Genomic DNA, 21,795 nt, shown 5'->3' on the forward strand with positions numbered 1-21,795 from the left:
AGATCAGCTTTCAAAGCGATGCCTTACACATCGCCATCCCCTGCCGGCGGCATACCGGCAGTTTTCGTATCCGTTAAGTAGGATTCGCGCCGTGAATAACCGCTGAACTTTGCGGCGACCGACCGTTCATCGCAGTAGCTGGCGCGCGAATCGCCGGAAACAGGGAGCTCTACGGGACATTGCGTGTGGATAAGCCGGTGGACAACGCTTGCCCGCCTGATTCGCGAGCGTTAACCGCTTTGGCTTGGGTGGCCTGCTGCAAGCACCAGGCGCTACGCACCGCCGCCCGCTGCAGGACTACCACCAGATGACCCCGTTGATTTCCCCGTCGATCCTGTCCGCAGATTTTGCCAAACTGGGCGAGGAAGTCCGCGCGATCGACGCTGCGGGAGCCGACTGGATCCACGTCGACGTGATGGACGGGCATTTCGTGCCGAATATCACGATCGGGCCAATGGTGGTCAAGGCGCTGCGCCCGCATACGGCAAAGCCGTTCGACGTCCATCTGATGATCTCTCCGGTCGATGGCTACCTGCAGGCCTTTGCCGACGCCGGGGCCGATATCATCACCGTGCATCCCGAGGCCGGACCGCACATCCACCGCACGGTGCAGGCGATCAAGGCGCTGGGCAAGAAAGCGGGCGTTTCGCTCAATCCCGGAACGCCTGCCAAGATGCTCGACTATTTGATCGACGATGTCGATCTGGTGCTGGTGATGAGCGTCAATCCCGGGTTCGGCGGGCAGAGCTTCATCGCCAGCCAGTTGCGCAAGATCGAGGCAATCCGCAAGGCGATCGACAAGTCGGGGCGCGACATTCACCTCGAAGTCGATGGCGGAGTGGATCTGACGACGATCCGCTCCTGCGTCGATGCCGGTGCCGACGTGCTGGTCGCCGGAACCGCCACTTTCCGAGGTGGGCCGAGCCAATATGCAGCTAACATTGCTGCCTTGAAGGGCCTAGGCTGATATGCGCGAGGGCGGCTCGACGATGACCGGAAGCCGCCCGGTGGCAGGCGTCGGACAAAGCCGGCCCGCCATTCCCCTCAACACGACGCAGGAGGAACCGCTGGCCGAACCCGACGACAGCCGATTTTCCCCGCTCAGCGAGCCTCAGGGCGGCGTCGATCCCGGCATGATCGAACCGGGTCGGGCCTTGGCCCTGGCCGATTTTGCCCCGCCTTCGCTGGGTGCGGGCGACAGGCTGGTGCGATTTGCCTATCGGTTGGGTCTTCCGCCCAGCGCCATCCATCCGTTTCGCAAGCGCGCCAGGACGCGGCTGACGGCAACGGTCACCAATCCCTTGCCGGGCGATGCGGCCGCAGGGAAGGCGCTGCGCGCCGGGCATTTTCTGGTCCATGGCTTCAAGTCGCCGATAGCGGACACCGCGTTTTCCGGACCGCGCCTGCCGCCTTCGTTCGAGCGCCTCGTTCATGGCTTCCGCTGGCTGCGCGACCTTGAATCCGGGGGTCAGCGTCCGCAGTGCACGCAAGTTGCCGAGCGCATTCTCGGCACCTGGCTCGCTGCGAACACCAAGCCCGATGGCACGCCGGCTTGGGATATCGGCAACGTCGGGCACCGCCTGCTCAACTGGATGGTGCACGCGCCGCTGCTCCTGTCCGGGCAGGACCGCAATTTCCGCAACACCGCCCTCCACGCGATCGACGATACCGCGCGCTGGCTCGACCGCCACGTCGGCAAGGCAGACAACCGCCTGTCCGAGGTCGCCGGATGGTGTGCGCTGGTCGCGACCGGTCTGATCATGGCCGATGGCAAGGCGCGGCGACTGTTCGGCGAGGCCGGGCTGGTGCGTGCGCTGGGCGAGCTGGTCAGCGACGACGGCGGCGTACTCTCGCGCAGTCCGCTGTGCCAGATCGAAGCGATCGAACTGCTGGTGTCGCTGCGCGCCTGCTACGAAGCGGTGCGTGCCGAGCCGCTGCCGCAGATCGGCACGATGTTGGGCCTGCTGGTGCCACCTCTGCTGTCGCTGCTGCACGGCGACGGAGGCCTGGGCAACTGGCAGGGCGCTGGCGCAATCGACGACCGCAGGATCGAGGCGCTGGTCAAGGCGACCAGCGTACGCACGCGGCCATTGCGCGATGCACGGCAGTGGGGATACCAGCGCGCGACTGCGGGCAAGGCGGTGCTGCAGTTCGACGCGGGGCCACCGCCTGTGGCGCGGCATGCGCGTGATGGCTGTGCTTCGACGCTGGCTTTCGAATTCAGCCACGGGCACGACCGGCTGATCGTGAATTGCGGCGGCGCGGCATTTGCGGGCGGATTGATCCCGCTCCGGCTCGAACAGGGGCTCCGCGCGACAGCGGCGCATTCGACGCTGACGATCGACGATTTCAATTCGACCGCGGTCCTGATCAACGGGCGGCTGGGTTCGGGCGTGTCCGAGGTCGAAGTCGATCGGCGCACGCTGGCGGCCGACGCGGCCGGCCCGAACAATTCAGGTGGCGGCGCGACGCGGATCGAGGCGAGTCACAACGGCTATGTCGGACGCTATGGCCTGACTCATCGCCGCATCCTGATCCTGCGCGACGATGGCAGCGAGCTTCGTGGCGAGGATCTGCTGGTCCCGGCAGGGCGCAAAGGCAAGCGCGGCACGATCGGCGTTGCCTTGCGTTTCCACCTCGGGCCGCATATCGAGCTGGCCGCCAGTTCGGACGGCAAAGGCGCAACGCTCGCCCTGCCCGACGGCAGCCTATGGCAATTCCGATCGGGTCGCGATGCGATATCGATCGAGGAAAGCCTCTGGGCCGATGGACAGGGGCGCCCGTTTGCAACGCGCCAGCTGGTCATCGCAAGCAAGGTTCCCCGCAGCGGAGAGAGCTTCTCCTGGCTGCTCAAGAAGATGAGATAGGAAACCCTTCACGTGACGACGGTTACCATCAAGCGGGCGCTGCTTTCAGTGTCTGACAAGTCCGGGCTTGTCGAGTTGGGCAAGGCCTTGAGCGCGCGCGGTGTCGAACTGCTTTCGACTGGCGGCACCGCCAGGGCGCTGCGCGATGCGGGCCTGAGCGTCAAGGATGTGTCGGAGCACACCGGCTTCCCCGAAATGATGGATGGCCGGGTCAAGACGCTGCACCCCACGATCCACGGCGGACTGCTGGCGGTGCGCGACAATCCCGAACACGCCGCCGCAATGGCCGAGCACGATATTGGCGCGATCGACCTCGTCGTGGTCAACCTGTACCCGTTCGAAGCGACCGTGGCCAAGGGTGCCGAGCGGGACGAGGTGATCGAGAATATCGACATCGGCGGGCCATCGATGGTGCGCTCTGCCGCCAAGAATCACGGCTACGTGACGATCCTGACCGACGCTGCCGACTATGCCGCGTTCCTTACCGAGCTGAACGAGACGGACGGCGCGACCACGCTGGAATTCCGCCGCAAGATGGCCGCCAAGGCCTATGCCGCGACTGCGGCCTACGACGCCGCGATCTCGCAGTGGTTCGCGAGCGTCGATCAGGGCGAGCATTTCCCGCCTGTGCTGGCCAGCGCGTTCACCCGCGTGACCACGCTGCGCTATGGCGAGAATCCGCATCAGGATGCAGCGCTCTATGTCGCGCGCAATCCCGCCGTGACGGGTCTGCCTCAGGCAACACAGGTTCAGGGCAAGGAGCTGTCCTACAACAATTACAACGACGCCAACGCCGCACTGGAACTGATCGGTGAATTTGCCGGCGCCAAGCCGACCGTCGTCATCGTCAAACATGCCAACCCCTGCGGTGTGGCGAGCGCGGACACATTGCTCGATGCCTGGAAGGCGGCGCTCGAGTGTGATTCGGTCTCGGCTTTCGGCGGGATCGTGGCCACCAACGTGCCGCTCGATGGCCCCACGGCCAACGCGATCTGCGAGATCTTCACCGAAGTGGTCGTGGCACCCGGAGCCGACGATGCCGCCAAGGCCGCGTTTGAGCGCAAGAAGAACCTGCGCCTGCTTCTCGTCGACAGCCTGCCCGATGCCGATCGCAAGGGACTGGTCACCGTGCCGATTGCGGGCGGGTTGCTCGTGCAGGACCGCGACAGTGGCAAAGTTACGCGCGATGACCTCAAGGTCGTGACCAAGCGCGCACCGACCGAGCAGGAACTGGCCGATGCGCTGTTTGCCTGGACCGTGGCCAAGCACGTCAAATCGAACGCGATCGTCTATGCCAAGGACGGCATCACTGCCGGCATCGGCGCGGGCCAGATGAACCGTCGCGATTCCTCGCGCATTGCTGCGGCCAAGGCCAAGGAAGCCGCCGAGACCTTTGGCTGGGCCGAGCCACGCACGACGGAATCGGCAGTCGCATCCGACGCGTTCTTCCCGTTTGCCGACGGGTTGATGGCGGCAGTCGAGGCGGGTGCTACTTGCGTAATCCAGCCCGGTGGGTCGATGCGCGACAACGACGTGATCAAGGCCGCCGATGAAGCGGGCCTCGCCATGGTGTTCACCGGAATGCGCCACTTCCGCCACTGAGCGCGGCTGTGCCAACGTGAAAAAGGCCGGTTCCCGCAGAGGGGACCGGCCTTTTTCATGTCACTTGATCGCGGCGATCAACGGTAGAAGATGTGCCCGTCGACTTTGGCCATGCGCACTTTGCCCCAGCGGGGCGAAACGTGCGTGGCGTGAAAGAACATGGCGCCTTCGACCGGGCTTTTCCACGAGCCCTGATCGGCGATGACGGCAATACGTACCGCATTCTGCCAGGCGTGGCTTGCGCGGTTGATTGCGGGCATCGAACGGCCACGGATGAACGAGAACTGCGAGGGCTGGTAAACCACGCCGCAATAGGAAGCGGGGAATCGGCCAGACTGCGAGCGCGCGATCACGACGCGGCCAACAGCAAGCTGTCCTGCCAGCGATTCGCTCTTCGCTTCGAAGAAGATGGCTCCGGCCAGGCATTCCAGTTCGTCGGAAAGGGCGGAGGGGGTGTCGGTCTGCTCAACCAGGGTGGCGAGCGAGGAAACGCTTGGCGCTTCCGAGGTTCCGACCATGTCATCAGCCTGCGCAGTGGCAACGGCTTGAACGACGGGCTGGGAGATAAACGCAGTCGCTGCGGCGACAGGAGCGTTATAACCTTGGGCGCTGGCGTGGGAACCGCCGGTGCTGAGCAAGGTTGTGATAAAAGTCGCAGCAATACTAAAGCTTGCGGCGTAACGGAACTTCTTGCTCATTCAAATTCATCAACGTGCGGTGAGCTTCCGGTCATGGCGCGACAAAAAGCCCTGCCACGCGAAACATCGCATGGGGGCAACTTGCCGAAGGGCCATGTCGGTTGCCCCCCGTCTGCGTGCCAATGCGGTCAGCTTGATCGCCTTCCGTCACCGCCTGCGCAAATCTGGTGGGCTGCCTTTATTGTGCATCTGCGAAGAGTCAACCCGCGTTCAGGTTGCCGACAGAGCACTCTGGATGAAGCGTTGCGGTTTTGCGACAGTCAGTTCGACTATCCACAAGTCGGGGTCCTGACTTTTCCGACGGTCAAGATAGTCTTCAAATTCCACTTTATTATCAGTTACTTGCGACTTCACCAGCGACCATTTCCGGGTGCCATCTCGCTCTGGCAGACGCTCGTAGAGTGTGCCAAGCCCTTGTTTATCCAGTATAACAATCAGGATCGTTCCACCGTCCCGATCACCCTTTTGCAACACCATTCCGAAGTCACCCTCGGCTTGAGCGGCTCGCATTAGTCCCGATACTTCGAGGTGAGCAGGGAGCCGTGTATCCATCTAGCCCAAAGCCGCGCGCAGGCCTGCGTTGTAACCATCGAGGCTCGACAAAGGGATCCGCGAACGCTGGAATGTCCCGGTTCCCCGCCCGACTTCTTCGCCCTCGGCATCGATCAGCCGGGCTTCGGCGACCAGCACGCGACGGCGGCCGGAAATCCACTGGCCTTCGGCGACCACCGGCCCAACCTTGATCGGCTTGGTGAACAGCAGGTTGAATGATGTCGTCAGCAGGAAGCGGTCGGTGACGTGGGTATTGGCGGCGTAGAATGCGGCGTCATCGAGCATCTTGAAATAGATCGTGCCGTGCGCGGCCCCGGCTGCATGAAAGCAGGCAGGCGTGACATTAAAGTGGATGCGCGATTTGCCTTCGGCGAGAATCTCGAGACGGGATTCGAACAGGTTGTTGACCGGCGCCGAGACGTACAAGCCCTCGAGCGCGCGCCAGTGCAGGCGGGCGCTGTCGTTGCCGCTATCAGGCTGCGTCACGGTCGAGGACGTTGACGAGCAACCCGTAGAGCGCATCTGCGCCGGGTGCGGAAACCAGCCGGTCGTGCATCTTTTCATCGCGCATCAGGCGCGAGATGGCCGCCAAGGCCTGGAGATGCGTGGCACCAGCCTGCGAGGGTGAGAGCAGGCCGAACACGCAATCGACCGGCATGCCGTCAGCAGAAGCGAAATCGACCGGATTTTCGAGGCGAAAGAACACTGCTACCGGACGCTCAAGCCCGTCGATCCGGGCATGGGGAATCGCCACGCCGCGGCCGAAACCGGTGCTGCCCAGCCGCTCGCGCTCGTCGATGCCCTCGATCACCATGTCCGGATCGAGCGCATAGACCTCCGCAAAGCAGCGCGAGAGATCGCTGAGGATCTGCTGCTTGGTGTCGGCGCGAACCACGCGCACGGCTTGCTGGTCAAGTGTGAAGAGAGCCGTCATAGCGGATTGAATGGCGTCACATAAGTGCAGGAGCACGGTGAATTGGGGGGCGCAATGCGCCGGAATGCCCTTGAACGCAAGTCCAAACCGTTGGGACAATCCGGGCTGCAACCAGCCAAGAAAATGGGGAAGGCGACCTGCGCCCTCCCCCTTGCGACTTGCCGGTCATGACCGGGATATCCTAGCGCGGTTCGACCCAGCCGATCGATCCATCGCCACGGCGGTAGACCATATTGTGTACGCCGGTGCCCGCGTTTTCGAACATCAGCGCGTTGGTATTGCGCAAGTCGAGCATCATCACTGCGTCCGAAACGGTCGCCGTCGGCACGTCGACGCGGGTTTCAGCGATTACCAATGGCGCATCCTGAGGCTCGTCTTCACTCTGTTCGTCATGCGCGAACACGGTGTAAGCGGCTTCCTGGCCATTGAGGTTGGCGATGTCTTCCTTTTCGGCGTGGACCGAGCTTTCGTGACGATCCTTGAGCCGGCGCTTGTAGCGGCGCAGCTGCTTCTCGATCTTTTCGGCCGACTGGTCGAGCGCGATGTGCGCGTCCTGCGCGATGCCGCTACCCTTGAGGATCAGGCCATTGGTGACGTGCGTGACGATGTCGCAGCGAAATCCGCCGTGCGGGGCTTTCCCCATCGTGACATGCGAGGAAAGCGCTCGGGAGAAATACTTGTCGACGATGGTGGAAAGTCGCTCCTCTGCGTGGGTTTGCAAGGCGGCGCCGGTATCGACCTGGTGTCCCGAAACGCGAATATCCATATTTCACTTCTCCTGTGCACTCGGGCGAGCAGACCCGGTCGCGCGCTTCAGCGCGACCAGAGCGGCTCGCTGAAGCCCGCCATGAATTCGGCATGACGGGCCAGCTCCTGCGCGCTCGCAGCATGCGGGCGCGGGGATCGGAATAGGCGCGTGGCAGATGCGGAAACGGTCATGACATCGACCGTCGTGACCGAACCTGAAACTATTGAACTTCCGGCCATTGCCGCTTCGACCGCCAGTTCAAGGCCGATCTGCCGTCCGCCCATAAGCTCTACGTAGAGCTGGGCGAGCAGTTCCGCATCGAGCAGCGCGCCGTGCTTGGTACGGTGGCTGCGGTCGATGCCGTAGCGCGAGCACAGCGCATCGAGGCTGAGCTTTGCGCCGGGATGCTTGCGACGCGCGATCGCGACCGTGTCGATCATGCGATCACGGCTGACGGGTTCCAGACCGCACTTGGCCAGTTCGGTGTTGATAAAGCCGAAGTCGAAGCCCGCATTGTGGGCGACAAGCGGCGCATCCCCGATGAAGTCGAGAAACTCCTGTGCCCTCTCGGCAAATTTCGGCTTGTCCGACAGGAACGCGATCGACAATCCGTGGACGTTTTCGGCCTCGGCCGGCATGTCGCGTTCGGGATTGAAGTAGCAATGGTAGACCGCACCGGTGGCTACCCGGTTGAGCATCTCGATGCAGCCGATTTCAACCAATCTGTCACCCGATCCGGGATCGAGGCCGGTCGTTTCTGTGTCGAAAACGATCTCACGCATTAATGGATATGTGGACCCCGCCGAGGGGGCTGGCAAGGGCGTTCGCGGTTAACCTGCCCGGTTTTTTTCCTTGATGGACGCGATCAGAGCCGCCACTCGCGTGCGCGTTTCATTCAAGGTCAGTCCGGTATCGATCACGTACGTCGCCCGCGCCCGCTTCTCGGCATCGGGCACCTGCAGCGACAGGATGTGGGCGAATTTCTCGGGCGTCATGCCGGGTCGTGCAAGGACGCGTTGACGCTGGGTCTCAGCGGGCGCGGACACGACCGCGACCGCATCAAGATCGGCACCGTGGCCCTTTTCAAACAACAACGGGATGTCGAACACGATCAGTGGCTGAGACGCATGTTCGATCATGAACGCCTCGCGCATGTGGGCGACGGCAGGATGGACGATGGCTTCGAGCCGCTTGAGCGCCTCGGGATCGCCGAACACTTTTGCACCGAGCTCCTGCCGCTTGACACCCTCAGGCCCGGTGGTGCCGGGAAACGCCGCCTCGATCGCGGGGATCAGCGCGCCATGTGGCCCTTGCAGGTGGTGCACAGCGGCATCGGCGTCGAACACCGGCACGCCCAATTCGCACAGCATCAGCGCTACGGCCGACTTGCCCATGCCGATCGAGCCGGTCAGGCCGAGGATGAAGGGGCGGCTCATGCCAGCAGCCTTGCGCGCAGTTCAACGTCGGCCGGGCCGCGTGGCGGGATAGCTCCAAAGAACTTGCGAAATGCGTGGTCGGCCTGTCCGATCAGCATCGACAATCCGTCGATCGTGTTGAATCCCGCTGCCTTGGCCGCTTTGAGGAAAGCGGTCTCGAGCGGGCTGGTGACGATGTCGTAGAACACCGAACCGGGTGGGGCGTGAGTCAGGTCGAACGCGAGCGGTGGTTGCCCGGTCATTCCCAGCGATGAGGCGTTGACGACAAGGTCGAGGCAGCCTTCGCGGTCGTCGAACGCAAAGTCGGTGGCATCGGTAAAGTGTCCGAGCGGCGCAACATGGTGCTCGCCTGCAGGATCGAGTTCATCAAGCAGGGCACGGGCCTTTGCCGGATCGCGGCCCGCGAGCACGACGACCATATTCTCACCTGCAAGCGCTGCCACGATGGCGCGCGCGGCCCCGCCGGTGCCGAGCACGCGTGCCATGCGAAAGTAGTGGGTCTGGGCAAGTAACGGCTGCAACGGTTCGAGAAATCCGGGAGCGTCTGTATTGTAGCCGACCAGTTCGCCGCTTTCGGGAACGATCGTGTTGACCGCGCCGATCCGCGCGGCCAGCGGATCGAGCCGGTCGAGATGCGCGATGACCGCCTGCTTGTGCGGCATGGTCACGTTGCAGCCTCGCCAGTCGGGATCGCTGCGGCGCGCGGTGAGATAGTCTGCGAGACCTTCGCTCTTCACCAGGGCGCGGCGATAATCACCCGCTATGCCCAGCTTCTCGAGCCAGAAGCCATGGATCACCGGCGATTTGGACTGTGCGATCGGATCGCCGATCACTTCTGCGTAAGGGCCGCTCACGCTTCGAGTTCCCCTTGGGTGCGCAGTGCGCTGAGTAGCGCCAGCAATGGCATGCCGAGAATGGTGAAATGGTTGCCTTCGACCTGTTCGAACAGCTGCACCCCCAGAGCCTCCATCCGAAACACCCCGACGCACCCGGAAACGGCGGGCCACTCCCTGTCGAGATAGCTGTCGATAAAGCTGTCGGAAAGCTGTCGGACCTTGAGTCTGGCCACCTCGCAATGACGCCATGTGCAAGACCCATCGCGCATCAGCACCGCGGCCGAATGGAGCCGCATCTCGTTGCCGGAAAAGAACCTGAGATGTTCGGCAGCATTCTCGCGGCTCGCTGGCTTGTCGAACATGCGCCCGCAGACTTCGACGAGCGAATCACCGCCGAGAACGAGTCGACCGGGTTTGCCCACTGAGACCGCCATTGCCTTGGCCTCGGCCAGGATCATCGCGATGTCGCACGGCGACACACCGATCAGCTCGCGCTTGATCGCACCTTCATCGACGTTGCCGGCGCAGGCCTCGAACGGCACGCCGGCTGCATCGAGCATGGTTTTGCGCGACGCGCTCTGGCTGGCAAGGACCAGCGTCATATCGGTTTTACTCCGTCTGCACCGCCGCCGCCGGCAACGCGTTCGTTATACAAATTGATCACGGCTGCTGCAGTTTCCTCGATCGAGCGGCGCGAGACGTCGATCACCGGCCAGCCGTTATCGGCAAACATCCGCCGTGCATACTGCACTTCGCGGGTGACGTGGTCATTGTCGACGTAGGCGGTTTCTGGTGCCTGGTTGAGCGAGAGCAGGCGATTGCGGCGCACTGCGATCAGGCGCTCGGGACTGGTGGTCAGGCCGACGACGAGCGGGCGGCCGAGCGTGAACAGCATCGACGGCGGCGGGCTTTCGATGACGATCGGGATATTGGCGACCTTATAACCGCGATTGGCGAGATAGATCGAGGTGGGGGTCTTCGAACTGCGCGAGACACCGGCCAGCAGGATGTCGGCTTCTTCCCAGTTTTCCCAATTCACCCCATCATCGTGCGCGATGGTGAACTGGATCGCATCGACGCGGGCAAAATACGCCTCGTCCATCATGTGCTGGCGGCCGGGGCGCCCCTTGGCCTGGACGCCCAGTTGTTGTTGCAGGGCATCGGTCACCGTATCGAGCGCAGGCACGCTGGGCAGGCCTAGCGTGGCGCAGCGCTGTTCGAGCCGGGTCCGCGTCTCGGGATTGACGAGTGTATAAAGCACCAGACCGGGGTTTGCCGCGATCTCGCCCATGATACGGTCGAGATGCTGCATCGAGCGCACCATCGGCCAGAAATGGCGCACGACGTCGGCGCCATCGAACTGCGCAAGCGCGGCCTTGGCGATCATTTCCAGCGTTTCGCCGGTCGAATCCGACAGGAGGTGCAGGTGCAAACGCTGCATTCACGCGCCTTTGGCAAGGGGCCGGGACAGCCCTGTGGACACCCGTCCGATAAACCACGGGAGAGGAGCGGGGACAAGTTGAACGCACAGATCCATGCTTCTTTCCGGCCTTGCTCCTCCATGGTTATAGACAGTGAGGCTGGCTTGTCCCCAGCCTGTGGAGAGCGTTGAGAACTCGCGCTTGACCCGTTTTGCCGCAGAGTCGGACCAGTGGAAAAGTGTGGAAGGTGACTCACAAATCGGGCAGAGCGCCGCCGTCCCCGCTTTCCACAGGGCCAACTAATACCATCAACCTGATTCTAAGAATCTAGTTTAAGTAGAATGGATCGAAACCCGCGATGCCCGGCCCCCTTCTCGAGACTCTCAAAGGTGCCAATCTTGCCCGCCGCCCGATATGGCTGATGCGTCAGGCGGGGCGCTATCTGCCCGAGTATCGCGCACTGCGGGCAGAGCGTGGCGGCTTCCTCGCGCTGGTCTACGACACCGACGCTGCGGCCGAGGTCACCGTCCAGCCGATCCGGCGCTTCGGCTTCGATGGCGCGATCCTGTTTTCGGACATCCTGATCGTGCCTTACGCGATGGGTCAGGATCTGCAGTTCCTCGCCGGAGAAGGTCCCCACCTTTCGCCACGGCTGATCGATGCCACGCTGGAGAGCCTCACAGCCGTGCCTGAGCGCCTTGCCCCGATCTATGAGACGGTGGCCAAGGTGAAGGCTCAGTTAGCGCCTGAGACGACCTTGCTGGGCTTTGCAGGAAGTCCGTGGACTGTGGCGACGTACATGGTCGCAGGTGAAGGCAGCCGCGATCATCACGACACCCGCGCCATGGCCTATCGCGATCCGCAGGCGTTCCAGGCGATCATCGACGCAGTCGCGGACGTGACCATCGAATATCTCTCGGGCCAGGTCGAGGCAGGCGCAGAAGGCCTGCAGCTGTTCGATTCCTGGTCGGGCAGTCTTGCCCCTGCGCAGTTCGAACGCTGGGTTATCGCACCAAACGCGAAGATCGCCGCCGAAATGCAGCGCCGCTATCCGCACGTTCCGATCATCGGCTTCCCCAAGGGCGCAGGCGAGAAGCTTGCGGCTTATGCCCGCGAAACCGGCGTGAATGCTGTGGGCGTGGACGAGACGATCGACCCGTTGTGGGCCGCGCGCGAACTGCCAGCGAACATGCCGGTGCAGGGCAATCTCGATCCGTTGCTGCTGCTGTCGGGCGGTGCGGATCTGGAAACGCAGACGATCCGGGTGCTCGAAGCTTTTGCCGACCGTCCTCACGTGTTCAATCTGGGCCACGGCATCGGCCAGTTCACGCCTCTCGAGCATGTCGAGCAGTTGCTGAAGATCGTGCGGAATTGGTCGCGTTAGTGCCTGCTCGATGAGGCTCTTGCAAAGACCATCAAGCAAGCCGAAATAGCGCCGGGCGACCACTCGCAGCGACGCGGAACCGCAACTCATGCAGCAGGTACTGGCGATGATCTATCTCTGGCTGAAGGCCGGCCATCTCATCTTCGTGATCTTCTGGATGGCAGGCCTGTTCATGCTGCCGCGGTTTTTCGTGTATCATCAGGAGTCCGCGCCAGGTTCCCCCGAAAACGCGATCTGGATCGATCGCGAGGCCAAGTTGATGAAAATCATCATGTGGCCATCGCTGCTGGTGGTTTGGGTACTGGGCCTGACGCTGGCGATGAGCATCGGCGCGTTTTCGCAAGGCTGGTTTCATGCCAAGCTGGCGCTGGTTCTTGCGCTGACCGGATACCATTTCTGGCTGGCCAACTACGCGCAGCTCCTGGCGGCGGGCCAGAGGAAGCTGACCGGCAGGAAGCTGCGCATGCTCAACGAGATCCCCGGCATCGCTGCGGCGTTGATCGTGATCCTGGTGATCGTGAAACCGTTCTGAGCGATACGCGCGCAATTGACTAAATGGCAGCGTGGGCATATCCCGCGACCGACCGGAAATAGATGCGCTGCCTCAATGCAGCCTCCCTCTCGCTTTCTCCAAGCCCTTCAGAGGCTTCCGGCCATTCCAGCTTCTGCTTTGGATTTAGTACTATGCATTTGAAAGACCTCAAGAAAACACCACCCGCCGAGCTGGTCCAGATGGCCGAAGAGCTCGAGGTCGAAGGTGCCAGCACGCTGCGCCGCCAGGACCTGATGTTCGCGATCCTCAAGGAAATGGCCGAAGACGGCGAAGAAATCCTCGGCATCGGCACGATCGAGGTGCTGCCCGACGGGTTTGGTTTCCTGCGCAGCCCCGAAGCGAACTACCTCGCTGGCCCGGATGACATCTACGTTTCGCCCAATCAGGTCCGCAAGTGGGGCCTGCGCACGGGTGATACCGTCGAAGGCGAAGTCCGCGCACCCAAGGATGGCGAACGCTATTTTGCGATCACCCGCCTGATCAAGGTTAACTTCGATGAGCCGGACGCGGTCCGCCATCGCGTCAACTTCGACAACCTGACCCCGCTCTATCCCGATGAACGCCTGCGCCTCGACACGCTCGACCCCACGGTCAAGGACAAGTCGGCGCGCGTGATCGACCTCGTATCGCCGCAGGGCAAGGGCCAGCGCGCGCTGATCGTCGCGCCACCCCGCACCGGCAAGACCGTGCTGCTGCAGAACATGGCCAAGGCGATTACGGACAATCACCCCGAAGTGTTCCTGATCGTTCTGCTGGTCGATGAACGCCCCGAAGAAGTCACCGACATGCAGCGCAGCGTGAAGGGCGAGGTCATCTCCTCGACCTTCGACGAGCCCGCCACGCGCCATGTGCAGGTTGCCGAAATGGTCATCGAAAAAGCCAAGCGCCTGGTCGAACACAAGCGCGATGTGGTGATCCTGCTCGATTCGATCACGCGCCTTGGCCGCGCCTACAACACCGTGGTGCCATCGTCGGGCAAGGTCCTGACCGGCGGTGTCGACGCCAACGCCCTGCAGCGCCCCAAGCGCTTCTTCGGTGCGGCCCGCAACATCGAGGAAGGCGGTTCGCTGTCAATCATCGCCACCGCGCTGATCGATACCGGCAGCCGCATGGACGAAGTCATCTTCGAAGAGTTCAAGGGCACCGGTAACTCCGAAATCGTGCTCGACCGCAAAGTTGCGGACAAGCGCATCTTCCCCGCGCTCGACGTGGGCAAGAGCGGCACCCGCAAGGAAGAACTGCTGGTTCCAAAGGATCAGCTCAGCAAGATGTGGGTCCTGCGCCGCATCCTCATGCAGATGGGCACGATCGACGCGATGGAATTCCTGCTCGACAAGATGAAGGAATCCAAGACCAACGAGGACTTCTTCGCGACGATGAACCAGTAGAACTCGTTCGCGATAAACCCCGGACTTACGGGCAAGAGATTGAGGGCGGGGATAAATTCCCCGCCCTCGCTTGTTTCAGGGCATCATGCCCGCCACATTCCCGTTCATGGCCAATCGAACGCCAGCGCAGATCCGGCAGACGGCGCATACCGGCGTGGTCAAGGCGGTGCTCGGCCCGACCAACACCGGCAAGACCCATCTCGCCATTGAACGGCTCTGTGCGCATTCGTCGGGCGCGATCGGGTTTCCGCTGCGGCTGCTGGCGCGAGAGGTCTACGACCGGGTCTGCGCGATCAAGGGCCCCGACAAGGTCGCGCTGATCACCGGCGAGGAACGGATCGAGCCGAAGAACGCGCGCTGGTCGCTGTGCACGGTAGAAGCCATGCCGAGCCGCCCGGATGTAGCTTTCGTGGCGCTGGACGAGGCCCAGCTCGCGGCAGATCCCGAACGCGGGCATGTGTTTACCGACCGGTTGCTGCACACCCGTGGACGCGAAGAAACCATGCTGCTGGGCTCGGCCACGCTGCAGCCGATGATCAAGGCGCTGGTGCCCGAGGCGGAGATAGTTTCGCGCCCGCGCTTTTCCACGCTGACGCATGTGGGCGCCAAGAAGCTCTCGCGGATTCCACCACGTAGCGCGATCGTCGCGTTCAGTGCCGAGCAGGTCTACGTGATGGCCGAAATGCTGCGGCGTTTTCGCGGTGGGGCGGCTGTGGTGATGGGCGCGCTGAGCCCGCAGACGCGCAATGCGCAAGTCGCGATGTACCAGGCCGGCGAGGTGGATTACCTTGTGGCAACCGATGCCATCGGTATGGGGTTGAACCTCGATGTGCATCATGTCGCCTTCGCCGGCCTGTCGAAATACGATGGCCACCGCCACCGCCGCCTGACAACGGCTGAAATGGCGCAGATCGCCGGGCGCGCCGGGCGGCACCAGCGCGATGGCACGTTCGGCACGCTGTCGGGCATGGGCGGCCACGATCCCGCCTTCACCGACGAGGAAGTCTACGCGATCGAGGAGCATCGCTTCGCACCGCTGACCCGGCTGTTCTGGCGCGAGGCCGAGCCGCGGTTCGACAGCATCGCGACGCTGATCGAGGATCTCGAAAGCCCGCCACCCCGACCCGAACTGTCGATTGCGCCGCAAGCCATCGACCTTGCCGTGCTCAAGCGCCTTGCCGACGATCATGACGTGACCGGTAGCGTGCGCGGACAACGCGCGGTCCAGCGCTTGTGGGATGTCTGCCGCCTGCCCGACTTCCGCCAGCAGGGCGAGGAGGTGCACAGCCGCTTTGTCGCGCGGCTGTGGCAGGACCTCCAACGCGGCTATCTCGGGGCTGACTATGTGGCGCAAGCGATTGCGCAGCTCGATCTGCCGACAGGCGATATCGACACGCTGCAAGGGCGAATCGCCGCGATCCGTTCGTGGTCCTATATCGCGCAGCGGCCAGACTGGGTGCTTGCGAAAGAGGAGATGTCAGCGCGGGCCCGCGCGGTCGAGACGCGATTGTCCGATGCGCTGCACGCGCGACTGACCGAGCGCTTCGTCAACCGCAGGACCACGGTGCTGATGCGCAAGGCAGGCTCTGATGCGGGGCTGCTGCCGGTGCGACTGTCCGAGAGCGGTTCGGTGCTGGTTGATGACGAGCCGATCGGTCACCTCGAGGGGTTTCGCTTCGTGGTCGATCCGCTTGCCCGGGCGAGCGACCGCAAGTTGCTGCTGGCTGCTGCCGAGCGCCATCTTCCCGCGCTGTTTCAGGCGCGTGCCGAAGAACTGATCGTGGCTGCGAGCCAAGGCGACGGACTGCGCCAGGTTGACGACGCGCTGTTGTGGAATGATCTGAAAGTCGCGCGGATCGAGCGGGGACGAACCTTGCTCGAACCACGCGTTGTACCTGATCCGGCTCTCGACCGACTGCCACCTGCAGTCAGGGCAAAACTGGGCGATGTTTTGCAGGGCTGGTTTTCGGGCTTCGTAGCCCAGCTGCTCGGTCCGTTGCTGGCGCTGTCCGATGCGAGCCGAGCAAGCCAATCGGGGGCCAGCTTGCGCGCACTGCTGCTGCATATGGTCGAGGCGGGAGGTGTCTTGCCGAGAGCTGAATCCGGACTCGACCGGCTCGACCCGGTTCAGCGAGAGCATCTCAAGAAGCTGGGAGTGCGGATCGGTGCGCTCGACCTGTTCGTGCCTTCGATGCTGCGGCCCGCGCCGCTGGCGTTATGGTCAGCCTTGGCAAGCGTATACGGGACGGTGTCTGCTGCTCCCCCTGTATCGGTCGCCCCGGTGATTGAGGCGCAGAATGCTCCTGCCGGATATCGCAAGTTCGGCATCCAGTGCCTGCGCGTGGACCTCGCCGAGAAGCTGCTGCAAGCGGCCCATCGGACGCGTATCAGCAGCCGTGGACGCCGCTGCTACATCGATCCGGCGCTGGCCCGCTCTATGGGTCTGTCGACCGCCAGCTTCGCCGCGTTGTTGCGGGCAGGCGGCTTCCGCGTGTTCATGGGGCGCGAACTTGCCAAGGGAGCGCATGGCGCGCCTGTGCCACCGCTGTGGGAGTGGCGACCGACACGGTCCGGAGCGGCGGACGCTGCCTTGCCACCGCCCGTGCCAACCGGAGCGTTCGCCGCACTGGCGGAACTGGTCGCGCGTTAGGGAGAACGCCATTTGCGGATCGACAAGATTCTGTGGTTCCTGCGTTTTTCGGGGTCGCGCAGCCTGGCGCAGGACTGGGTAGCGGAAGGTCATATCCGTCTCAACGGACGCCGGATCGAGCGGGCCAGCGCCGACGTGAAAAGCGGCGACGTGCTGGTCCTGCCGATGCGCAGCGGGATCAAGGTGATCGAACTTGTCGACCTCCCTCTGCGACGTGGACCGGCCGTTGAAGCGCAAGCGTGCTATCGGGTGCTTGACGATCCGGGTGCAACGCCTCTAGCACGGCCTTCAAGAGAACTTGAGGGACGAAATTCGCCATGACTTATGTGGTCACCGACGCCTGCATCCGCTGCAAATTCATGGACTGCGTCGAGGTATGCCCCGTCGATTGCTTTTACGAAGGCGAGAACATGCTGGTGATCAATCCCAGCGAGTGCATCGACTGCGGCGTGTGCGAACCCGAATGCCCGGCTGAAGCGATTCTGCCCGATACCGAATCGGGTCTCGAGCAGTGGCTCGAACTCAACGCCAAGTTCTCGGCGGAATGGCCCAACATCACCGCCAAGAAGGATGCGCCCGACGACGCCGACGAGCACAAGGGCGAGGACGGCAAGTTCGACAAGTACTTCTCGCCGGAGCCAGGCGAAGGCGATTGATCTGACTTTTCCGGCTGGCTGACGAACCGCGAAGTTGTCGCCGATCTGGCGGCAACGACCGATTTTGTGTGCACTGCACACCGACGGGGCTGGTAATTTTATTGCCGAAGTGTTATATGGACCACCAAGCGCTGGTGGGCTCCTGCCTGTCTGGCGTCTTTTCACCACGAAAAGGCAGGACAACAAAAGCAAACGGATCGTTGGGCTTCGCAAGACCGCCTGTGGGCTGGCTATTGCCGCTTTCTCCCCGAAAAAGCACCCGATGACCGTTGGCTCGTCCCGCCCGCGTCGAAAGGAATACCAATGGCAGTCAAGGCTCTCGCCTTCGATGTTGGGGACTACGTAGTTTATCCGAAGCATGGTGTCGGCCGCGTGGTCGAGCTTCAGGACGAAGAAATTGCCGGCATGAAGCTGCAGCTTTACGTGCTGCGCTTTGAAAAGGAACGCATGACGCTGCGGGTTCCGGTCAACAAGGTCGAATCGATCGGCATGCGCAAGCTGTCATCGGACAAGACGTTGCGTGAGGCGCTCGATACTCTGAAGGGCAAGCCCAAGGTCAAGCGCACGATGTGGTCGCGCCGTGCCCAGGAATACGAAGCGAAGATCAATTCGGGCGACCTCGTGTCGATCGCCGAAGTGACGCGCGACCTGTTCCGTGCCGACGATCAGCCCGAGCAGTCCTATTCCGAACGCCAGATCTTCGAAGCGGCGTCCTCGCGCCTTGCGCGTGAACTGGCCGCGATGGAAAAGACCGACGAGCCGGCCGCGCTCAAGAAGATCCTCGCGATCCTCAACGAATACGCACCGAAGTATTACGAGACGGCCTGACCGTTTTCGGCCCAACACTATGAAAAGGCCTCCGGTTTCCGGAGGCCTTTTTCGTTGGTTCGCGTGATCAGACCGGGCGGATGAAGTAGCCGGCAACTTTCCAGCCAGTAGCTTCGCGCGCCAGAATGACGGTTTCGGTGGTCGCTGGCGCGTTTGCGAAGCCGGTCGAGAACTGCATCAGGATGTAATCGCCTTCGGGCGCGCCCGGCAGCACGCTGGTCTGCTTTGCGTCTTTCAGGGCCCGCGTGGCAAGCGCGCCGAGCGGCTTTCGAACCGGCTCGATCATGCTGGCCCACTTGGCGGTCGTAACCTGCGTCCTGAACATCGTAGCGGCACCGTTCCAGCTCTTGTCCCAGTTTCCTGCGTCTACCAGTCCAAGCCAGGTCCGCGCGGACGCTTCGGCTGCGGCGGTCACGGACGGGGACGGCGTCGAAGATGTTTGCGGAGCAGGCGATGCAGGTGCGGGCGGGGCGGTAACGGGGGCACCTTGTGCGAGCAGCACGGCAGCAATCGTGACAAGCATGGCTGTTAGACCTCCAATGATCCAGACATTTACGGATCGCTCGTTTCGGCCGATCCGCTGACCTGCCTCTGTCACCGCTTGCTCGTTCTCGCCCACCCCGAATTGCGTGTACCCAAGCGATTTGGGTGTGGCTTGTTCGGCTTCGGCAAGGATACGCGCGGCTTCGCGGCTGCTCGAAACACCCAGCTTGCGCCGCGAATCGCGCAGTCGTTCGTTGATCGTGTGTACCGACAGGCCGAGCGCCCGGGCTGATGACTTTGCGTCGTGCCCGGACAGCAACAGGCGCAATGTCTCCTTTTCCCGCTCGCTCAACTGGTTGGCATCGTCGTGCATTGAGGTCGAATAGGACAATTGGCCAAGCGATACGAGGGTGCAAAACACGATTGTTGAAGCAGCACCGATACGACCAACCGATGTCTGCGTTCCACTAACGACTTGGTCAATGTCGTATTACCGTGTTACCACGGCAACACAGCCGATAGAGGTTTGGCAGGAGAGAGATCGTCATGTTCCAGTCGCTCGTTCGCACGCTTGCCGGTGTCGCCGTGCTTGGTCTTGCTACCGCGCTTGGCGGTTGTGATGCCTCGAATATCTCGTTCAACGGCAAGAAGGGCGTTCCCTTGTCCGAGTTGGACCTGGGCGGCCCCGCGCCCACGACGATCACTCTGCTCGGACCCGATAACGTTCGCGTAACGCGTGGCGACAAGCTCGCGATTACCGTCGAAGGCGAAGGTACCGACAAGCTGCGATTTGCATTGTCCGAAGGTCAGCTCGGAATTGCGCGCGAGGACTGGAAGCTGGGTTCATCGAATCAGACCGCGACAGTCAACGTGACGGTGCCGATGCTGAGTGAGGTCGTTCTGGCAGGCTCTGGCAATCTGGTGACGGACCAGCTGGGTGGTGCGAATGCCAAGATCACGGTCGCCGGATCAGGCACGATCGAAGCGCGCGCAATCGACACGCCCAAGCTCGACGTCGATGTCGTCGGTTCGGGCAGGCTGCGCGCAGCGGGCAAGGCTACCGAAATGAAGCTGACCGTCGCGGGAAGCGGCGATGCCGAGATGGACGGGCTGACCGTCGATGAAGTGAAGGTCGATGTTGCCGGATCGGGCAATGCGCGCTTTGCATCCAACGGCAGCGTCAACGCCAATATCATGGGTTCGGGCGAGGTGCGCGTGTTTGGTCGCGCCACGTGCAAGGTCTCGTCGATGGGCTCGGGCAAGCTGGTCTGCGAAGCGGGCGTCACGCCGGATTCCAGCGACGCGGCGAACGAGGACAAGTAAGCGGTTCAACCGTCCGTCGCATCGCATTAAGCTCCATCTTGCCATGGCGAACTCATCGTGAGATTTCCGTGGCAAGGGAGCCACTTATGATTCACAGCCGCGCCATCGTGCTTTGTTTTCTGGCGATGCTCCCCGGGTGCGTCGCCAAAAGCGCGTTCGACCTTGCTACAGCGCCCGTGCGGATTGCTTCACGCGCGGTCAATACGACGGCGGATGCTTATGATCGCGTCACTGTCAGCGATTCGGAGCGTGACCAGAAGCGCGGACGCGAGATCCGCAGGCGTGAGGAGCGCTATGGCAAGCTGTCCAAGGACTACGATCGGGCGATGCGCAACTGCGACCGCGGAAATGATGAGGCCTGCGACGATGCACGACAGATCTATGGCGAGATGAATGCGATGCGCGGCTCTGTGCCCTACGAGCGGGACTGACGCTCAGACTGCAGCGCGGCGAAGGCGATCGTTTATGGCAAGGCCGATGCCTTCGTCGGGAATTGGTGCAACCGCGATGCGTGGCTGAGGAGCTGCAGCCCCGAGGTGCAGGCAGGCGTAGAGGTTTGCTGCAGCTTGGGCGAGGTCGCCGCCCTCGGACAGGCTGACGTTTCCCGGGATTTCACCGAAACCGATCAGGAACTCGCCCGGCTGAGCCTGATTGGCGGAAAGACGGACGGGTTTGCCTGGGGCGTAGTGGCTGGCCAACTGTCCGGGGGCTTCGATCTTTGTTGACGTCACGACGTCGCTCTGGCGGCCGAGTACGCGCGCCATAGCGGTCTCGGTGATCGGACCCGGGCGCAGGACGGTCCATGTGCCGTCGGCGCGCAAGGCGACGATGGTGGATTCGATGCCCTGTTCGGTCTCGCCGCCATCGAGGATCAGATCGACGCGTTTGCCCAACGAATCGGCGACGTGGAGCGCACTCGTCGGGCTGACGCCGCCGCTGCGATTTGCCGAGGGTGCGGCGAGTGGCAATCCACAGGTTTTCAACAGGGTCTGCATCACCTCGTGCGCGGGGACACGCAAGGCGACGGTCGGCAGGCCAGCGCTGACGGCTGCGGCGAGCGCGGCATCGTCGCGCCGGGGCAGAACCATCGTCAGCGCGCCGGGCCAGAATGCTGCTGCGAGCGCATGCGCACGATCGTCGAACACGGCAAGAGCCTGCGCTGCCGTAACGTCGGGCACGTGCACGATCAGCGGGTTGAAGTCGGGGCGACCCTTGGCGCGGTAGATGGCAGCTACCGCCGCATCATCGTCGGCGCGCGCCGCTAGTCCATAGACCGTCTCGGTCGGCACGGCGACGGTCCCGCCTGCCGCGATGATGGCAGCTGCCTTTGTCATGCCAGTGCTGTCCGGAACATGCACGTTCGAAGGCTTTGTCGGCTCCATGTCCTTCGCTATAGGGGGCGCGCCGGGTGGCGCAAGCGCTGCCGATGGGAGAGC

24 protein-coding genes are annotated in these 21,795 nt (G+C 62.9%); 12 read left to right on the forward strand and 12 right to left on the reverse strand.

Translation table 11 applies throughout. From position 1 onward, the window contains the following. The first annotated feature begins 307 nt into the window (after positions 1–307). From rpe to purH, 3 genes are read left to right on the forward strand one after another with little or no spacing between them, the layout of a single operon-like run. Positions 308–967 (forward strand): ribulose-phosphate 3-epimerase, encoded by a 660-nt coding sequence (gene rpe / locus GGQ88_RS05470; protein ID WP_183612458.1) that lies wholly within the window; start codon positions 308–310, stop codon positions 965–967. Positions 968–989: 22 nt separating this feature from the next. Further along, on the forward strand, positions 990–2,867 hold the full coding sequence (locus GGQ88_RS05475) for a heparinase II/III family protein (RefSeq protein WP_183612124.1): 1,878 nt from the start codon (positions 990–992) through the stop codon (positions 2,865–2,867). A gap of 12 nt (positions 2,868–2,879) precedes the next feature. After that, on the forward strand, positions 2,880–4,469 hold the full coding sequence (purH, locus tag GGQ88_RS05480) for a bifunctional phosphoribosylaminoimidazolecarboxamide formyltransferase/IMP cyclohydrolase (RefSeq protein WP_183612125.1): 1,590 nt from the start codon (positions 2,880–2,882) through the stop codon (positions 4,467–4,469). Between the two features lie 77 nt (positions 4,470–4,546). Here the strand turns inward: purH and GGQ88_RS05485 are convergent, their stop codons facing one another. The 10 genes from GGQ88_RS05485 to GGQ88_RS05530 form a co-directional block, all read right to left on the reverse strand. Then, positions 4,547–5,167 carry a cell wall hydrolase gene (locus GGQ88_RS05485; protein WP_183612126.1) on the reverse strand — a complete coding sequence of 207 codons (621 nt, stop codon included), beginning with the start codon at positions 5,165–5,167 and terminating at the stop codon, positions 4,547–4,549. Between the two features lie 210 nt (positions 5,168–5,377). Continuing rightward, entirely contained in the window at positions 5,378–5,719 is a 342-nt protein-coding gene (locus GGQ88_RS05490) for a DUF1491 family protein (RefSeq protein WP_183612127.1), read from the reverse strand. Next, positions 5,720–6,205, reverse strand: coding sequence for a PaaI family thioesterase (locus tag GGQ88_RS05495; protein ID WP_343057100.1), 486 nt, complete (start codon positions 6,203–6,205; stop codon positions 5,720–5,722). Further along, positions 6,192–6,653, reverse strand: coding sequence for a PTS sugar transporter subunit IIA (locus tag GGQ88_RS05500; RefSeq protein ID WP_183612129.1), 462 nt, complete (start codon positions 6,651–6,653; stop codon positions 6,192–6,194). Before GGQ88_RS05500 ends, GGQ88_RS05495 begins: the two co-directional genes overlap by 14 nt. A 181-nt stretch (positions 6,654–6,834) precedes the next feature. After that, complete coding sequence (gene hpf, locus GGQ88_RS05505; protein WP_183612130.1) at positions 6,835–7,419, reverse strand: ribosome hibernation-promoting factor, HPF/YfiA family; 585 nt, start codon at positions 7,417–7,419, stop codon at positions 6,835–6,837. 47 nt (positions 7,420–7,466) lie between these two features. Continuing rightward, positions 7,467–8,183, reverse strand: a complete 717-nt coding sequence (gene dnaQ / locus GGQ88_RS05510) for a DNA polymerase III subunit epsilon (protein WP_183612131.1) — start codon at positions 8,181–8,183, stop codon at positions 7,467–7,469. Between the two features lie 48 nt (positions 8,184–8,231). After that, a complete protein-coding gene (coaE, locus tag GGQ88_RS05515) occupies positions 8,232–8,837 on the reverse strand; it encodes a dephospho-CoA kinase (protein WP_183612132.1) in 606 nt (201 codons plus the stop codon). Further along, positions 8,834–9,691 (reverse strand): shikimate dehydrogenase, encoded by an 858-nt coding sequence (aroE, locus tag GGQ88_RS05520; protein ID WP_183612133.1) that lies wholly within the window; start codon positions 9,689–9,691, stop codon positions 8,834–8,836. The genes coaE and aroE overlap by 4 nt, the downstream gene beginning before the upstream one ends. Beyond that, positions 9,688–10,275 carry a nucleoside triphosphate pyrophosphatase gene (locus GGQ88_RS05525; RefSeq protein ID WP_183612134.1) on the reverse strand — a complete coding sequence of 196 codons (588 nt, stop codon included), beginning with the start codon at positions 10,273–10,275 and terminating at the stop codon, positions 9,688–9,690. Before GGQ88_RS05525 ends, aroE begins: the two co-directional genes overlap by 4 nt. Then, positions 10,272–11,114, reverse strand: a complete 843-nt coding sequence (locus tag GGQ88_RS05530; RefSeq protein ID WP_183612135.1) for a pyruvate, water dikinase regulatory protein — start codon at positions 11,112–11,114, stop codon at positions 10,272–10,274. Before GGQ88_RS05530 ends, GGQ88_RS05525 begins: the two co-directional genes overlap by 4 nt. Positions 11,115–11,452: 338 nt before the next feature. On the opposite strand from GGQ88_RS05530, the gene hemE reads away from it, so the two are divergent. The 7 genes from hemE to GGQ88_RS05565 all read left to right on the forward strand — a co-directional run bounded on the left by hemE (position 11,453) and on the right by GGQ88_RS05565 (position 18,553). Beyond that, complete coding sequence (gene hemE, locus GGQ88_RS05535) at positions 11,453–12,478, forward strand: uroporphyrinogen decarboxylase (protein ID WP_183612136.1); 1,026 nt, start codon at positions 11,453–11,455, stop codon at positions 12,476–12,478. Positions 12,479–12,566: 88 nt separating this feature from the next. Then, a complete protein-coding gene (locus tag GGQ88_RS05540) occupies positions 12,567–13,010 on the forward strand; it encodes a CopD family protein (RefSeq protein ID WP_183612137.1) in 444 nt (147 codons plus the stop codon). Positions 13,011–13,162: 152 nt separating this feature from the next. Further along, positions 13,163–14,419, forward strand: a complete 1,257-nt coding sequence (gene rho / locus GGQ88_RS05545; protein WP_183612138.1) for a transcription termination factor Rho — start codon at positions 13,163–13,165, stop codon at positions 14,417–14,419. 106 nt (positions 14,420–14,525) lie between these two features. Further along, on the forward strand, positions 14,526–17,069 hold the full coding sequence (locus GGQ88_RS05550; RefSeq protein ID WP_246385604.1) for a helicase-related protein: 2,544 nt from the start codon (positions 14,526–14,528) through the stop codon (positions 17,067–17,069). 12 nt (positions 17,070–17,081) lie between these two features. Then, positions 17,082–17,390 (forward strand): RNA-binding S4 domain-containing protein, encoded by a 309-nt coding sequence (locus GGQ88_RS05555; protein ID WP_183612140.1) that lies wholly within the window; start codon positions 17,082–17,084, stop codon positions 17,388–17,390. Next, entirely contained in the window at positions 17,387–17,725 is a 339-nt protein-coding gene (fdxA, locus tag GGQ88_RS05560; protein WP_183612141.1) for a ferredoxin FdxA, read from the forward strand. The genes GGQ88_RS05555 and fdxA overlap by 4 nt, the downstream gene beginning before the upstream one ends. A gap of 303 nt (positions 17,726–18,028) precedes the next feature. Continuing rightward, positions 18,029–18,553 carry a CarD family transcriptional regulator gene (locus GGQ88_RS05565; protein ID WP_183612142.1) on the forward strand — a complete coding sequence of 175 codons (525 nt, stop codon included), beginning with the start codon at positions 18,029–18,031 and terminating at the stop codon, positions 18,551–18,553. A gap of 67 nt (positions 18,554–18,620) precedes the next feature. Here the strand turns inward: GGQ88_RS05565 and GGQ88_RS05570 are convergent, their stop codons facing one another. Next, positions 18,621–19,409, reverse strand: a complete 789-nt coding sequence (locus GGQ88_RS05570; RefSeq protein WP_183612143.1) for a helix-turn-helix domain-containing protein — start codon at positions 19,407–19,409, stop codon at positions 18,621–18,623. Between the two features lie 173 nt (positions 19,410–19,582). Between GGQ88_RS05570 and GGQ88_RS05575 the strand changes: the two genes are divergently transcribed. Both GGQ88_RS05575 and GGQ88_RS05580 read left to right on the forward strand, forming a co-directional pair. Beyond that, on the forward strand, positions 19,583–20,359 hold the full coding sequence (locus GGQ88_RS05575) for a head GIN domain-containing protein (RefSeq protein ID WP_183612144.1): 777 nt from the start codon (positions 19,583–19,585) through the stop codon (positions 20,357–20,359). An 86-nt stretch (positions 20,360–20,445) separates the two neighbouring features. Further along, positions 20,446–20,790, forward strand: coding sequence for a hypothetical protein (locus GGQ88_RS05580; protein WP_183612145.1), 345 nt, complete (start codon positions 20,446–20,448; stop codon positions 20,788–20,790). Positions 20,791–20,793: 3 nt separating this feature from the next. Here GGQ88_RS05580 and GGQ88_RS05585 read toward each other — a convergent pair whose 3' ends face one another. Then, the gene (locus tag GGQ88_RS05585; RefSeq protein ID WP_183612146.1) at positions 20,794–21,741 is read right to left on the reverse strand and encodes an L-threonylcarbamoyladenylate synthase; all 948 of its coding nucleotides are present in this window, start codon (positions 21,739–21,741) and stop codon (positions 20,794–20,796) included. Positions 21,742–21,795: the final 54 nt, after the last annotated feature.

The organism is Novosphingobium hassiacum, from assembly GCF_014196055.1.
Lineage (GTDB): Bacteria > Pseudomonadota > Alphaproteobacteria > Sphingomonadales > Sphingomonadaceae > Novosphingobium > Novosphingobium hassiacum.

Excerpts from the sequence above, each read along its gene's own strand:
- rpe (WP_183612458.1), top strand. The coding sequence starts at position 308 with ATGACCCCGTTGATTTCCCCGTCGATCCTGTCCGCAGATTTTGCCAAA.
- GGQ88_RS05475 (WP_183612124.1), top strand. The coding sequence starts at position 990 with ATGACCGGAAGCCGCCCGGTGGCAGGCGTCGGACAAAGCCGGCCCGCC.
- GGQ88_RS05485 (WP_183612126.1), bottom strand. The coding sequence starts at position 5,167 with ATGAGCAAGAAGTTCCGTTACGCCGCAAGCTTTAGTATTGCTGCGACT.
- GGQ88_RS05490 (WP_183612127.1), bottom strand. The coding sequence starts at position 5,719 with ATGGATACACGGCTCCCTGCTCACCTCGAAGTATCGGGACTAATGCGA.
- GGQ88_RS05500 (WP_183612129.1), bottom strand. The coding sequence starts at position 6,653 with ATGACGGCTCTCTTCACACTTGACCAGCAAGCCGTGCGCGTGGTTCGC.
- hpf (WP_183612130.1), bottom strand. The coding sequence starts at position 7,419 with ATGGATATTCGCGTTTCGGGACACCAGGTCGATACCGGCGCCGCCTTG.
- dnaQ (WP_183612131.1), bottom strand. The coding sequence starts at position 8,183 with ATGCGTGAGATCGTTTTCGACACAGAAACGACCGGCCTCGATCCCGGA.
- coaE (WP_183612132.1), bottom strand. The coding sequence starts at position 8,837 with ATGAGCCGCCCCTTCATCCTCGGCCTGACCGGCTCGATCGGCATGGGC.
- GGQ88_RS05525 (WP_183612134.1), bottom strand. The coding sequence starts at position 10,275 with ATGACGCTGGTCCTTGCCAGCCAGAGCGCGTCGCGCAAAACCATGCTC.
- GGQ88_RS05530 (WP_183612135.1), bottom strand. The coding sequence starts at position 11,114 with ATGCAGCGTTTGCACCTGCACCTCCTGTCGGATTCGACCGGCGAAACG.
- hemE (WP_183612136.1), top strand. The coding sequence starts at position 11,453 with ATGCCCGGCCCCCTTCTCGAGACTCTCAAAGGTGCCAATCTTGCCCGC.
- GGQ88_RS05540 (WP_183612137.1), top strand. The coding sequence starts at position 12,567 with ATGCAGCAGGTACTGGCGATGATCTATCTCTGGCTGAAGGCCGGCCAT.
- rho (WP_183612138.1), top strand. The coding sequence starts at position 13,163 with ATGCATTTGAAAGACCTCAAGAAAACACCACCCGCCGAGCTGGTCCAG.
- GGQ88_RS05550 (WP_246385604.1), top strand. The coding sequence starts at position 14,526 with ATGGCCAATCGAACGCCAGCGCAGATCCGGCAGACGGCGCATACCGGC.
- fdxA (WP_183612141.1), top strand. The coding sequence starts at position 17,387 with ATGACTTATGTGGTCACCGACGCCTGCATCCGCTGCAAATTCATGGAC.
- GGQ88_RS05565 (WP_183612142.1), top strand. The coding sequence starts at position 18,029 with ATGGCAGTCAAGGCTCTCGCCTTCGATGTTGGGGACTACGTAGTTTAT.
- GGQ88_RS05570 (WP_183612143.1), bottom strand. The coding sequence starts at position 19,409 with ATGCACGACGATGCCAACCAGTTGAGCGAGCGGGAAAAGGAGACATTG.
- GGQ88_RS05575 (WP_183612144.1), top strand. The coding sequence starts at position 19,583 with ATGTTCCAGTCGCTCGTTCGCACGCTTGCCGGTGTCGCCGTGCTTGGT.
- GGQ88_RS05580 (WP_183612145.1), top strand. The coding sequence starts at position 20,446 with ATGATTCACAGCCGCGCCATCGTGCTTTGTTTTCTGGCGATGCTCCCC.
- GGQ88_RS05585 (WP_183612146.1), bottom strand. The coding sequence starts at position 21,741 with ATGGAGCCGACAAAGCCTTCGAACGTGCATGTTCCGGACAGCACTGGC.